The organism is Kitasatospora sp. NPDC090091 (genome assembly GCF_044747365.1).
Classification (GTDB): Bacteria; Actinomycetota; Actinomycetes; order Streptomycetales; family Streptomycetaceae; genus Kitasatospora.
Window position 1 is genome coordinate 54,627 of the sequence record NZ_JBIVDY010000013.1, and the last position, 13,502, is coordinate 68,128.

Annotated in this window: 9 protein-coding genes and 2 pseudogenes; 7 read left to right on the plus strand and 4 right to left on the minus strand. The window is 72.5% G+C overall.

Annotated features, from left to right (window positions below):
• Positions 1-24 precede the first annotated feature (24 nt).
• On the plus strand, positions 25-615 hold the full coding sequence (gene folE / locus ACIPSC_RS23110) for a GTP cyclohydrolase I (RefSeq protein ID WP_400827960.1): 591 nt from the start codon (positions 25-27) through the stop codon (positions 613-615).
• Positions 616-1,017: 402 nt separating this feature from the next.
• Here folE and ACIPSC_RS23115 read toward each other — a convergent pair whose 3' ends face one another.
• Positions 1,018-1,242 carry a hypothetical protein gene (locus tag ACIPSC_RS23115; protein WP_400827961.1) on the minus strand — a complete coding sequence of 75 codons (225 nt, stop codon included), beginning with the start codon at positions 1,240-1,242 and terminating at the stop codon, positions 1,018-1,020.
• Positions 1,243-1,357: 115 nt separating this feature from the next.
• Between ACIPSC_RS23115 and ACIPSC_RS23120 the strand changes: the two genes are divergently transcribed.
• Together ACIPSC_RS23120 and ACIPSC_RS23125 are read left to right on the plus strand one after the other, a co-directional pair.
• Positions 1,358-1,624: a hypothetical protein gene (locus tag ACIPSC_RS23120; protein WP_400827962.1), complete on the plus strand. Its 267-nt coding sequence runs from the start codon at positions 1,358-1,360 to the stop codon at positions 1,622-1,624.
• Between the two features lie 878 nt (positions 1,625-2,502).
• Positions 2,503-2,756, plus strand: a pseudogene (locus tag ACIPSC_RS23125) (alcohol dehydrogenase catalytic domain-containing protein); the annotation flags it as partial.
• A 529-nt stretch (positions 2,757-3,285) separates the two neighbouring features.
• On the opposite strand, the gene ACIPSC_RS23130 reads toward ACIPSC_RS23125, so the two are convergent.
• From ACIPSC_RS23130 to ACIPSC_RS23140, 3 genes and pseudogenes are all read right to left on the minus strand, one after another.
• Complete coding sequence (locus ACIPSC_RS23130) at positions 3,286-4,857, minus strand: FAD-binding oxidoreductase (protein WP_400827963.1); 1,572 nt, start codon at positions 4,855-4,857, stop codon at positions 3,286-3,288.
• Between the two features lie 284 nt (positions 4,858-5,141).
• On the minus strand, positions 5,142-6,209 hold the full coding sequence (locus ACIPSC_RS23135) for a pentapeptide repeat-containing protein (RefSeq protein WP_400827965.1): 1,068 nt from the start codon (positions 6,207-6,209) through the stop codon (positions 5,142-5,144).
• Positions 6,210-6,367: 158 nt separating this feature from the next.
• Positions 6,368-6,693 (minus strand): annotated as a pseudogene (locus tag ACIPSC_RS23140) (hypothetical protein); the annotation flags it as partial.
• Between the two features lie 160 nt (positions 6,694-6,853).
• Between ACIPSC_RS23140 and ACIPSC_RS23145 the strand changes: the two are divergent.
• The 4 genes from ACIPSC_RS23145 (at position 6,854) to ACIPSC_RS23160 (ending at position 13,400) form a co-directional block, all read left to right on the plus strand.
• Positions 6,854-7,396: a MarR family winged helix-turn-helix transcriptional regulator gene (locus ACIPSC_RS23145; RefSeq protein ID WP_400827967.1), complete on the plus strand. Its 543-nt coding sequence runs from the start codon at positions 6,854-6,856 to the stop codon at positions 7,394-7,396.
• Between the two features lie 167 nt (positions 7,397-7,563).
• Complete coding sequence (locus ACIPSC_RS23150) at positions 7,564-8,019, plus strand: hypothetical protein (protein WP_400827969.1); 456 nt, start codon at positions 7,564-7,566, stop codon at positions 8,017-8,019.
• Positions 8,020-8,153: 134 nt separating this feature from the next.
• The gene (locus tag ACIPSC_RS23155) at positions 8,154-9,020 is read left to right on the plus strand and encodes an NmrA family NAD(P)-binding protein (RefSeq protein ID WP_400827970.1); all 867 of its coding nucleotides are present in this window, start codon (positions 8,154-8,156) and stop codon (positions 9,018-9,020) included.
• Positions 9,021-9,431: 411 nt separating this feature from the next.
• Complete coding sequence (locus ACIPSC_RS23160) at positions 9,432-13,400, plus strand: Pls/PosA family non-ribosomal peptide synthetase (protein WP_400827971.1); 3,969 nt, start codon at positions 9,432-9,434, stop codon at positions 13,398-13,400.
• Positions 13,401-13,502: the final 102 nt, after the last annotated feature.

A 13,502-nucleotide genomic window follows, 5' to 3' on the forward strand; every position in this document is an offset into this window, starting at 1 on the left:
TCAACTCACCCCAAGGGGATGATCATGACGTCCATACCCATGCGATCCCGGCGCCGCCCCGTCGACCGTCCGCGAGTCGAAGCACTCACCCGCCAGCTCCTGCTCGCCCTCGGAGAAGACCCCGACCGCGACGGTCTCAAGGACACGCCCCGCCGGTTCGCCGACTGGTGGGGCGAGTTCCTCGACCACGAGCCCGACAGACTCGACACCAGCTTCGAGGCGAGCCAGTACGGCGACTTCGTCCTGCTGACCGGCATCGAAGCGTGGAGCGTCTGCGAGCACCACCTGCTCCCCTTCCGCCTCGACGTCTCCATCGCCTACGTCCCGGACACCGCCGTCCTCGGCCTGTCCAAGCTGGTGCGGCACCTGGAGGTCCACACCCACGCCCTCCAAATCCAGGAACGCATCACCCACGACGTCGCCCACGACCTCGCCAAGGCCGTCGGCACCGACGACGTCGCCGTCTTCACCGTCGGCGAGCACCTGTGCATGAGCATGCGCGGCGTCAAGGCCGCCACGGTCCGCACCACCACCACGTGCCGGCTCGGCCGCACCGAGAGCGACCCCGACCTGGCCACCCGCATCGAACGCCTCGCGCTCCCCGGCCGCACGTAATCACCCGGGCTGGGCGGGGCGGAGTCCCACCCAGGCCGGAGCCACGCCGGGATCCGGCGGACTACCGAGCTCCCTCATCATCGCGTCGTTGACCGAGCGGCGAGCCACCGCCCCACCCAGGCCCTCAGCCGGTCCACGAGACGTGGCGTCCCATGCGGCGCCACGTCTCCCCGGCTTGAAGCAGACATGTCCGCCATAATGCGATACCGGCATACGTGGCCACCAGGCACAATGAACGGCCGCAACTGCGGGGAATCAACACTCGGGGTCCGGCGGTCGGAACGTGGCGAGCATGGTGAGGAAGCGTTCGGTGCGGCTGATGACGCCGGGGCGACTGCTGCCTGGCGGGGCGGGTTCCACGCCGACGGATTTAATCTCGCCCTCGTGGACCCAAAGCACCCGTCAACTCAGTCGCTGTTCGGCCCGGGCCTTCTCCCAGTTGTCCCGGACCACCGAGGAGTAGCCGATGAGTTGGTGGTGGAGTTCGGGGCCGTCCACCGCCTGGAGGTAGAAGAAGCCCTCGAACGGGATCATGGCGAGGATGCCGAGGGGTGCAGGGCGGCCGAGCACCCCGGCTGCCCGCAGAAGGTGAGTACAGGTGAAGCCGGACTCGCTCTCGACGGACACGATGGGGGTTCGACTTGCCGTCATTGTCCAGCGTGACGGGTTCTTCGCGCAGGTTGGCAAGGGCCGCGGCCCACACCTCGTCCTCGGAGACGCCCCAGGACCGAAACTGGCCCGGTTGTACGGCAGCCGACACGTCCCCGTCTATGCGCAACACGACTACGGCGGACAGCTCACCGGTGAGGCTCACAGCCAGACCGTGACCCTCGTCGACGGCGTCGGCCTGGACGATCCGCGGCAGGAGCAGTCGGCGGACCTCCCCGAATCCCGCCTGGTGGAGCACTTCCCGGTGGTCGCGCAGCTCCACCTGGCGGTTCAGGTAGTCGACAGTGGCAGCGCGCCACTGCTCGCGGGGGAGCGGCGCGACGCTGCCCCCGCAGCCTGAAGCAACGGGTCGCGAGCGTGCCACAGCCGTGCCAGATCGGGCGGTATACGCGCCGTCGACAACGGTGGGGAGCCCTAGAATGCCCAGGCCTGGCCATCCGCGGGTCAGCCCGAGTGACCGACGCCGATCCTTGTAAAGCGGCCTCGTCCGCCCCGGGGAGCACGAACTGCAGGCGGCCCCCTCCTGCGCCACCCCGATCTGCTCGACCCGGTCGCCGCCCTGCACCGGGCGCAACTCCTGGATCACCTGGAAGGCGAGAACACCGCCGTTCGGTAGGCACGGCCCCGGATCGTGGAACCGGCATACCCCGACGCTGTCCGGCAGGCCGCCGGCCCACCTTCGGAGCCGCCCTGGCGGTTCTACGGCGGGGTGGCGGCCTTCTCTAGAAGCCAGGTGAGGGCGCGGGCGGCACCCAGGGCCCGACGTCGGCTACGCCGGTCGGCGGAGAAATCCTCCACGATTTCCCAGGCAGCCCCTCGTTCGCCGTCCAGCTGGACGCGAGTCGGCTGCGGACTCAAGGATTCCGCGTTTGTGACGGGTGCGTGGTGCTGTCGGCCGAGCGCCCAACAGAGCGCATCCCGCGCACCGACGACCTCCTGGTCAAGGGAGTCGGCGGGCAGGCAGGAGAGCACCGCGTCCACATCCCGCAGCGCGCGGATTCCGATCAGTGGCCCGCCTGCGGTCATACCTCAGCGTAGTCGCGCATGGGCCACGATCCGCCTGCTGGGGACGCTTCGTGTCGCGGGGTTGACAGAGAGCTCCCCCGGCGGGCGGCATGCCTGCCGCGGGCGAATTCGGCGTGTTCCAGGCCCAAGGGGTGGCGAGGCTGACCAGACCCAACCGCACCAGGACCTGTGTGCCGTCTGCAAGGAGAAGCCGTGAAAGCCGTGGCCTGGCACGGGCGCCGTGACGTCCGCGTCGACTCCGCCCCCGCCCCGGTGATCCGGGAGCCCACCGAGATCCCCGTCGAGGTCACCACCACCGGCCTCTGCGGATCCGACCTGCACCTCTACGAGGTCCTCGACGCATTCCTGGAGAAGGGCGACATCCTGGGCCCGAGGCGGCGATGGGCCTGGTCCGCGAGACCGGCGGGGCCGTCCGCGAGGTCACGGTCGGCGACCGCGTGGTCGTCTCCACGGGGCGGCACCACGGCTTCGAGTCGATGGACGAACAGCGCCTGCTGTTCGTGTTGGACTTCGTCTGGCGTGGCGCACTGTCCTTCCTCTGGCGTGCCTAGGTGACGACGTGACGGCTCCTCTCAGCACGTGCGAGGGACAGCCGCCCCTCGCACGCCAAGCCGGGTGTCGATCAGCGGCCAGGCCGCGTCCGCACGTGGTCATGCAGAGGCAAGCCGGAGCGCCCATCCGATCCGACGACCCCTCGGGCCGCCTACTGTGCGAGCAGCAGCCACCCCCAGCCAGCAGGCATGACGTTCCGTCAGCTCAGGTCAGCAAAAGTCAGCATCAGTCCGAGTACACCCGCACAGATACGTGCACACCTGAGAGCTCGGCCCACAGTGTGTCGAACCTTCGCTGTCCCTGCGAGGAGGTCCGGCAGCCCGCCCGGGACCGGGCCAGTACGCCCCGCCAACCTCTTTACTCGCACTATTCGCCCCGATATCATCCGTTTACCGGATGGTGGTCGTGGCCCTGTGTGCCCGGTCAGGACGGCAACGTGATCGACTGGGCATGGTGGAAGACGTTCTTGGGGTCCCAGGTCTTCTTGGCCCTCTGCAGGCGGCTGTAGTTCTGCTTGTAGTACAGCCGCTGGTACGGCGGGTGGGGCTGGCCGGCCACGCCGAGGTCGGTGTCCGGGTAGTTGACGTAGGCGCCGTCGGTGTCGGTGTCGATCTCCGGGATGCCGCCGGTCGCCCGGTAGACGTCGCGGTACAGGCCGGAGAGGTAGGCGAGGTGGGCCGCGTCCTCGGCCGGGTCGGTCCAGTAGGTCTGGTACTGCAGCTTCATGATCGAGTCGCGCTGCGGGACGGCCGTCTCCGCGGGCCTGTGCGCGTTGATCCGGCAGCCGTACGAGTCGATCTGGACCAGCGTCTGGGTGAGGTCGACGTCGGGCACGTCCTTGGTCAGCCACGCCCAGAAGGCGTCGACGTGCGCCTTGGTGAACGGCGTGCGGTGGTAGGCCGACTTGTACTTGCCGCGCTGGTTGTCCCCCGAGGGGTTGAGCGTCATCGTCGCCTGGAACCACGGCATCTGCCGGCTCTTGTCCGGGTACGGCAGGAACAGGCCGCCGGCGCTGTACGTCTGGACGGTGGAGGGGGTCTTCATCCCGGCCTCGACGGCGGCCAGGAACTCCTCCAGGGGCGTCGGGTCGTCCTGGTCCCACTGGCTGACCAGGACGACGTTCCCGTTCGTGTGGTGGGTCAGCTTGAGAATGGCGAACAGACCCTGGTAGGCGGTCTCCGTGGCGCTGCTGTGCTGGGCGAAGAAGGCCGCGAAGTTGTCCACCAGGCGGCGGAAGTCCTCGGGCTCCTTGATCAGGTCGGCCCACGGCCAGGCGATGCTGCTCAGCCAGACCCGCGGCGGCGGCTTCGGAATGTCCTTGCGGAAGTGGTAGCGCAGCACGACGCCGAAGTTCCCGCCGCCTCCGCCGGTGTGCGCCCAGAAGAGGTCCCGCTCCGGCGAGCCCTCGGGGTCGTCGCGGTGGGCCCGGGTGACCTCGACCCGGCCGCCGCGGACGGTCGCCACGTCGACCTGCGCCAGGTGGTCCACCGTCAGCCCGTGCCGCCGGGAGAGCAGCCCGTACCCGCCGCCGCAGATGTGCCCGCCGGCGCCGACCGAGTAGCAGGAGCCGGCCGGGATCGTCACGCCGAACCGGCGGAAGAGCGTCGTGTAGACGTCCCAGTTGGTGGCGCCGCCGTCCACGGCGTAGGTGGTCGCGCCGTACTTGTCCGTCGCCGTGCGGACCCCGCGCATGGTACTGAGGTCGAGGATGACGCCCTTGTCGTTGTCGACGAAGCCCTCGTAGCAGTGCCCGCCGGCCCGGATCGTCGGCCGCAGCCCCTTGTCGAGGGCGGTCTTCAGCCCGGCCACCGCGTCGGCCTCGTTCCCCACCAGCCGGATGTAGGCCGGCGTGCTCGACCACCGCTGGTTGAAGCCCTGACTGAGCGTCTGGTAGCGCGAATCGCCCGGGAGCACGAACTGCCCCTCCGGCACGGCGGCCGGCTCGGCCCGCGCCGGACCCGCACCGGCGGCCAGGCCCGCGGACCCGGCGGACACCCCGGCGGCCGCCATTCCGGCGGTACCGAGAAATCCGCGTCGGGAGAATTCATGGCGCATGGTCAGAACCCACTTCGTCGGCACGGAGAAGCTGGCAGCCGCACGCTAGCACGGGCCTTCCGAGCCACCCGGGAAAGCACTCCCTGCACGAAGTAATGTGACTGTACGCCCTTTCCGAAATGGCATCGCGGAATGCGCCGCCGAGCGCTACGACGTCCACCTGCGCTTCACGCCGACCAACGTCTCCTGGGCGAACCCGATCGAGGCGCACTTCGGACCGGACATCAGGTCGACCGCAGAGGCGGGGCTTGCCGCGTGATCGCGGCGGCCGGCAACAGATTGTCCGGTTCCGCGCCAGGGTCCTCAGTGACGACGACACCAGCCGTCCGAGCGTCGAAGCCTGTCGGCCAGATCGTGAGGTCGCTCGCCAAGGCGCTTTCCAGTTTCGTCTGCCGCAGGTCGGCGCCGCTGAGGTCGCAGCCCCGGAGGTCGGCCATCCGCAGGTCCGCGCCGGTGAACACGGTGCGATGGGCACGGGCCTTACGTAGATTCGCTTCCCGCAGGTCCGCACCGGAGAAGTCCGCCTCGCGCAGGTCGGCCCTGACCAGACGTGCGCCGCGCAGGTCGGCTTCGGTACAGCGGACCTGGCGAAGAATCGAGGTGCCGAGTTCGGCATGCCGCAGGTTGGCCGCGATCAGTGACGCCCCGCTCAGGTTGACCTGGTACACGCTTGCCGCTTCCAGGCACGCGCCATCGAGATTGACCCCGTTCAGCCACAGTCCGTCACAGTCGGCCCGACGCAGGTCGGTGAAGCTGACGTTGAGCCACTCAGGTCGGCGTTCCTGCCCCAGGACGCCGAGCCCGGTGAGCGCCACCTGAGCGTCCGCGGCTCGGGATTCGAGCGGGCGCACCATGTTGATGGACACCTCCGCCGCCGGGGCTTCCGGCTCTTGCGGCGGCCAGGGAAGGTGGGTCCGCAGATACGCAGCCATGATCGATATGACCGCCTCGCGGTCACGAGCGGAATGATCCGCGATCCGCCAGAGTGCGTAGAGGCCGCCGATCCGCACGTCCAGTTTGTCGCTGCCGAGCTGGTCCACGGCCCGGCTGAAGCGATCGGTGACGTGCCCCTCCCGGGTTGCGTTCAGCCCGTCCTGGCTGACGCGCAGTTGCCGCCAGGTGGCGTAGGCGCCGAACAGGACGACCGCGCCACCGACCGCTTGCAGCAGTGTGGTTCGCACGTTGTTCACCGCGTTCAGCCGGTCAGCTGCAGCGAGCTGGGCACCCGAGAGGTCGTGGTCGACCACCAGACCCGGAAGGATCAGCAGCACAACCGCCAGCACGGCGAGCACGGCAAGTGCGGCCGACGCTACAGCGACGGTACGAGTCGGGCGCCAGCGGCCACGAACAGATCCCCCCATAGCCATCGGATCCTAGGGCAAGGCCGAACCCGGTGTACCTATGCGGTCACAGCACCAGCCGTGGCACCCGTCGACTCCGGCGTCCGCGCTCACGCCCCCGGTCGCCCCGCAGACGGGCGCCCCGCAGACGGACGCCCCTGGACGGCGGCTCCGGAGCGCCGACGCCCGGGCCGCGCAGGGTCGCGCACGGCCGCGGCGACCAGCCCTTCGGTCTCGTCCTGCCGGACGCTGCCCCCGCAGACCAGGCGGTCGAAGACCAGCCCGTCGATACCGGCCAGCGGAGTGAGGGTGCGCCCCTCCGGGTCCGGCACGCCCCGGCCGGCGACGAAGGCGCGGACGACGGCCCGGCCGGCGTTCTCCCCGGGACGGGGCTCTCGCGAAGCTCCGGGGCGCGCACGCTCTCCACCGCGCAGGCCACCGGGATCCGCCGGCCGAGCTGCACCGGTGCTTCGCCGACCGGCGCGACCCAATCCCGGCGCTGCCGGCGCCGACCGACCCCAGGCGGGGGCCGGCCGGGGCCGCGGCCGGGATCGCCGCGCTTGACGAGCGAAGTGATTAGCCGCCATATTACTTTCATGACCCGGCACCGCCCCGTGCACGACTCCGCCCAGGGCGCCGACCACGGCGCACCCACGCTCGACCAGGCCCGCCGCCAGCTCAACCGGTACGGCCTCTCGGCCGACCCGCAGGCCGTCCTGGTCGCTGCGCGACTGATGGCGGCCGGCGCACGGCTCGGGCAGGCCGGGGAGGCGCACTTCGCCCGCTTCGGACTCTCCACCGGCCGCTACCGACTGCTGGCCGACCTGGAGGACCACGGCGGCGAGAAGTCGCCGTCCCAGCTGGCCGCGAGCCTCGGCGTGTCGCGGGCGACCGTGACCGGCCTGGTCGACGGACTCGAACGCGAGGGCCTCGTCGCCCGGCGGCCGTCCGCCGAGGACGGTCGCGGCAACGTGGTCGTCCTGACCGCAGTCGGTGCCGAGCGCCTGCGCGAGCTGGCGCCCGAGCACTTCGCCCGTATGGAGGCCATGGTCGGCGGCCTCACGGTCGAGGAGCGCACGGTGTTCCTGGACCTGCTGGCCCGGCTGGTCGAGGGCATGTCCGCCCTCACCGCCGACTGACCGACCGAGCCCACCGCCGGCCCCCGAGCCCGACCCGCCACCGGACCCCCGCTCTCCATCGCACCGGCGACCCGATCGACCTCCCGCGCCGTTCACCACACCCACATAGTTAGCCAGCTAAGCATTAATACTTAGCCACCTAATCAAAAGTCGCAGAAGGAGCCACCATGCCCAGGAAGACCGCCTCTCCCGCCAAGCCGCCGCCGTTCGTGCTCTGGCGCGAGGTCCTGGTCGCCTATGCGATGCCCGCCGTCATGGCCGGCATCGGCGGCGCCGCGACCGGGCAGTCCGAGCTGATGATCGCGGCGGCCACCACCATCGGCGGCACCTCCGCCGTGGTCGCCACGCTGCTCGGCGCCCGGCTGCTCCGTCGCCCGGACCGCTCCTGGACGCTCCGGCCGCCGCGCGCCCTGCTGGCCGCCGGGTTCGGCATCACCGCCGCCGCCCTCGCACTGCTGGCCGGCTGGTCCGGCGCGCACTGGCTCCCGCGGATACCGACCCTGGCGGACAGCCCGTGGCCCGCCCGGCTTCGGATCGACCTCCCGGTCTCCGCGGCCATCGCCGCCACCGTGACCACCTGGCGCTGGCGCGGCAGCCGCCCCCGCCGCCACCGCCAGCACTGACCCGACCGACCCCAACCCCCACCCCCGGATCCGACGAACAGAGCCCGTCCACCACCCACGAGACCCACCTACCAGACCCACAGACCCACCCACCAGCAAGCCAGAACAGAACCAGAACCAGAAAGGCAGACGACATGATCGTCATCATGGGCGCCGGCGGCGCCACCGGCGGTGCCACCCTCAGCAGCCTGACCCGGCTCGGCGTCCCGGCCCGCGCCCTCAGCCGCGATCCCGACCGGCTCCTGGCCGGGCTCGACGAGCACACCCGCACCCTGGTCGAGCCGATGTACGCCGACGCCGGCGACCCGGACTCGCTGCGGGCGGCCTTCCGCGGCGCCCGCGGGCTCCTCCTCACCATGGCCAACGGTCCGCAGCAGGTCGAACACGAGCTGCGAGCCATCGACGCGGCGGTGGCCGCCGGCGTCGAGCACATCGCCAAGATCTCCGCACCGGCGGCCGAGCCGGACTCGCCGGTCGCCGTCTCGCGCGGCCACCACCTGGTCGAGCAGCACCTGCGCGCCTCGGGCGTCACCGCGACCGTGCTGCGGCCGTACGCGTTCATGCAGAAGCTCCTGCTGCTCGCCCCGGGGATCGCCGTGGCCGGGCTGATCCACGGCGCGATGGGCACCGCACCCTGCAACTACATCGACTGCCGGGACATCGGCGACGCCGCGGCCGCCGTCCTGACCAGGCCCGAGCACGCCGGCCGGACGTACGAGCTGACCGGCGGGCGTGCGTACAGCTACCCGGAGCTCGCCGCACTGCTGGGCTCGCTGCTCGGGCGGCCGGTCCGGTACGTCGACCTGCCGCCCGCGGAACTGCACGCGCACCTGGTCCACCGGGCCGGGATGCCCGAATGGCTGGCCGCCCACGTGGTGGAGATCCAGCAGCTCGCGGTGGAGCGCCCGGAGCGCCCCGACGACTCGGCCACCCGACTCCTCGGACGCGCTCCGCGTACCCTGGAAGCATTCCTGCGCGAGCACCTCGCGCGTTTCCGCTGATCCGCAGCGGCGCGCCGGCAGCCGCCCGGAGGCCCCGAAACCGGGCCGATCCGGGCGGCCGCCACCCGGACGGAGTACCGATCCGGTGTGGCGTGGACCACAATCGGAAATCGCATCTGACGATCCGTCAAAACAACTGACACTCCGTCACCATCGACTCACGAAAGCTCAGTTGTTACCTGACGTGTCGTCAGATTCGGCCATCCTTGGGCGAGTTGAGCGGAGTGTCGGGCACTTCCCGGTTCACCGCCCCGAGGTACCATCGGTTGGGTTGTCTGCTCCGGCCCCGGAGTGGGACCACCCGACCAGGTGAACCAGGCGAGTGCTCCCACCGCCCCCAAGGGCCGGAAACCGGTCGGACCCGAAACCGGTCGGAACCAAGGGGCCAGGACGAGGAGCACACGGGCTGCCATGACAGCTGAACCGAGCCAAACGGAACTGGCACCGCAGGCCCCCGACGCCGGGCCGGCCGCGGCCCCGGCGGAGTCGGCGGCACCCCCGGCAGGCGCGGCCCCGGCCGGGGCCGAGGCGCCCGCCGAGCCCGCGCGGGCGCTGTTCCCCGGCCGGCAGGCCCCCGGCCCGCGCACCCTGGTCGACATCCTGGACGCCACCGTCCGCAGCCACCCCCACGAGGCGGCGCTGGACGACGGCCGCACCGTGCTCAGCTACCGGGCGCTCGCCGCCGAGGTCGAGCAGCTGCGCCGCCGGCTCGCCGCCGCCGGGATCGGCAGCGGCGACCGGGTCGGCATCCGCGTCCCCTCCGGCACCAACGACCTCTACGTGGCCATCCTCGCCGTGCTGGCCGCCGGCGCGGCCTACGTCCCGGTGGACGCCGAGGACCCGGACGAGCGCGCCCAGCTGGTCTTCGAGGAGGCCGCCGTCGCCGCCGTGCTCGGCGCCGACCGCGCGCTCACCGTCACCGGCGAGTCCCGCCCCGCCGCCACCGCCGGCCGGCCGGCCCCGGCGGACGACGCCTGGATCATCTTCACCTCCGGCTCCACCGGCCGCCCCAAGGGCGTCGCCGTCACCCACCGCAACGCGGCCGCCTTCGTCGACGCCGAGGCCGCGCTCTTCCTCCAGGACGAGCCGATCGGCCCCGGCGACCGCGTCATGGCCGGCCTCTCCGTCGCCTTCGACGCCTCCTGCGAGGAGATGTGGCTGGCCTGGCGCTACGGCGCCTGCCTGGTGCCCGTCCCCCGCTCCCAGGTGCGCAGCGGCGCCGACCTCGGCCCGTGGCTGGCCGAGCAGGAGATCACCGTCGTCTCCACCGTGCCCACGCTGGCCGCGCTCTGGCCGGCCGAGGCGCTGAACGAGGTCCGGCTGCTGATCTTCGGCGGCGAGGCCTGCCCGCCCGAGCTGGTGCAGCGCCTGGTCACCGAGGGCCGCGAGGTCTGGAACACCTACGGGCCGACCGAGGCCACTGTGGTCGCCTGCGCAGCGCTGCTGACCGGCGACGGCCCGGTGCGGATCGGTCTGCCGTTGGACGGCTGGGACCTCGCAGTGGTCGACGAGGCCGGCGAGCCGGTCGCCGCGGGCGCCACCGGCCAGCTGGTGATCGGCGGCGTCGGCCTGGCCCGCTACCTGGACCCGGAGAAGGACGCCGAGAAGTACGCCCCGCTGCCCTCGCTCGGCTGGGAGCGCGCCTACCGCAGCGGCGACCTCGTCCAGGCCGACCCGGCCGGCCTGCTCTTCCTCGGGCGCGCCGACGAGCAGATCAAGCTCGGCGGGCGCCGGATCGAGCTCGGCGAGGTCGACGCCGCCCTGCAGGCGCTGCCCGGCGTCGCCGGCGCGGCCGCCGCCGTCCGGACGGCGCGCGGCGGCAACCAGCTGCTGGTCGGCTACCTGGTCACCAAGGACGGCTGGGACCGCGAGGCCGCCGTCGCGCAGCTGCGCGCCGAGCTGCCCGCCGCCCTGGTGCCGCTGCTCGCCCCGGTCGACTCGCTGCCCACCCGCACCTCCGGCAAGGTCGACCGCAACGCCCTGCCCTGGCCGCTGCCCGATCTGGACACCGCCGGCCCGACCGAGCAGCTCTATGGCACCGAGGCCTGGCTGGCCGAGCAGTGGACCGAAATCCTCGGGGTGCCGGTGAGCGGGCCGCGCGAGGACTTCTTCGCCATCGGCGGCGGCAGCCTGGCGGCCGCCCGGCTCACCACCCTGCTGCGCACCCGCTACCCGAACGTCGCCGTGCTGGACCTCTACCAGCAGCCGACGCTGCGCAAGCTGGCCCGCCACCTGGAGCGCACCGCCGCGCAGGGCGGCGAGGCGCGTACGGTCGCGCCGGTGCCCACCCGGGCCAAGCTGCTCCAGCTGCTCCTCCTGGTCCCGCTCTTCACCGTGGTCGGACTGCGGTGGAGCGTCGCGCTGCTGGCGCTCGGCAACGTGCTCTCCTGGTTCGGCGACTACCCGTGGGCGCCCACCGCCTCCTGGTGGGCGGTCGGCGCGGGCGCGCTGGCGCTCTTCACCCCGGCGGGCCGCCTCGCGATCGGGGCCGGCGGCGCCCGGCTGCTGCTGCGCGGCCTGCGCCCCGGCAGCTACCCGCGCGGCGGCTCCACCCACCTGCGGCTCTGGGCGGCCGAGCGGCTCGCCGAGGCCAGTGGGGCCACGTCGCTCTCCGGCGCGTGGCTGACCCGCTACGCGCGGGCGCTCGGCGCCAAGGTCGGCCCGGAGGTGGACCTGCACTCCCTGCCGCCGGTGACCGGCATGCTCAAGCTCGGCCGGGGCTGCGCAGTGGAGGCCGAGGTCGACCTCTGCGGCTACTGGCTGGACGGCGACCGGCTGGAGGTCGGCCAGGTCAAGGTCGGCTCCGGCGCCCTGGTCGGCACCCGGTCGACGCTGCTTCCCGGCGCCCGGATCGGCAAGCGGGCCCAGGTGGTGGCCGGCTCCAGCGTCACCGGGCACGTCCCGACCGGCCAGCGCTGGGGCGGCGCGCCCGCCGTCAAGCTGGGCCGCGCCGAGCGCACCTGGCCCAAGGACCGCCCGCACCGCCGGGCCCGCTGGGCCGCGCTCTACGGCGCCAGCGGCACCGTGCTGAGCCTGCTGCCGATGCTCCCGGCGATCGCCGGGCTGGCCGTGCTGAGCCGCTTCGTCCACCCCGGCGAGGGGCTCGCCGCCGCGCTCGGCGGCGCCCTGCTCGGCCTGCTGCCGGCCACCCTGGCCTACGGCGCGGTCTACTCGGCGCAGCTCGTCGCGGCCGTCCGGCTGCTGAGCATCGGGCTGGCGCCGGGGACGCACCCGCTGCACGGGCGGATCGGCTGGCAGGCCTGGACGGTGACGCAGCTGATGGACCAGGCCCGCGAGGTCCTGTTCCCGCTGTACGCCGGTCTGGTCACGCCGCTGTGGCTACGGGCGCTCGGCATGAAGGTCGGCCGCGGCGCCGAGGTCTCCACGGTGCTGGCGCTGCCGAGCCTGACCACCGTCGGCGACCACGCCTTCCTGGCCGACGACACCCTGATCGCCCCGTACGAGCTGGGCGGCGGCTGGGTGCGCCTCGGCGAGGCGAAGGTCGGCGAGCGGGCCTTTCTCGGCAACTCCGGGATGACCGCGCCGGGCCGGGCGGTGCCCAAGCGCGGCCTGGTCGGCGTGCTCTCCGCGACGCCGGCGAAGGCCAAGAAGGGCAGCTCCTACCTGGGCATGCCGCCGATGAAGCTGCCGCGGGCGGCCGACGAGGCCGACCAGAGCCTCACCTACGAGCCGCCGGCGCGGCTGCTCTGGGCCCGCGGGCTGGTGGAGCTCGGCCGGCTGCTGCCGGTGCTGGCCTCGGGTGCGCTCGGCGCGCTGACCCTCGCGGCGCTCTCCTGGCTGACGACGGCCTGGTCGCCGGTGGCGGCGGTGCTGCTCTCCGGCCTCGTGCTGCTGGCCGCCGGCGGTGCGGCCTGCCTGGTCGCGGTGGCCGCGAAGTGGCTGCTGGTCGGCAGGTTCCGGGCGGTCGAGCACCCGCTGTGGAGCGGCTTCGTCTGGCGCAACGAGCTAGCCGACACCTTCGTCGAGGTGCTGGCGGTGCCGTGGCTGGTCGGCGCGGTGCCGGGCACCCCGGTGCTCAACCTCTGGCTGCGGGCGCTCGGCGCCGGCGTCGGCCGGGGCGTCTGGTGCGAGAGCTACTGGCTGCCCGAGGCCGACCTGGTCACCCTCGGCGACGGGGTGAGCATCAACCGGGGCTGTGTGGTGCAGACCCACCTCTTCCACGACCGGATCATGCGGATGGATACTGTGGTCCTCCGCGAGGGCGCCACCCTGGGCCCGGGCGGCATCGTGCTGCCTGGCAGTACGGTGGGCGCACGCAGCACGCTGGGCCCGGCCTCGCTGGTGATGCGCGCCGAGTCCGTTCCCGCGGACACCCGGTGGCTGGGCAATCCGATCGAGGTGTGGCAGACCACCTCGTGACCGGCCCGGCCGCCCCGGCACCCGCCGGATCCGTCCCGTCCGCATCCACCAGCCACGCCACGCCTGCCACGTCCCGCCTGTCCCCCAGCTCGTACTCGCAGG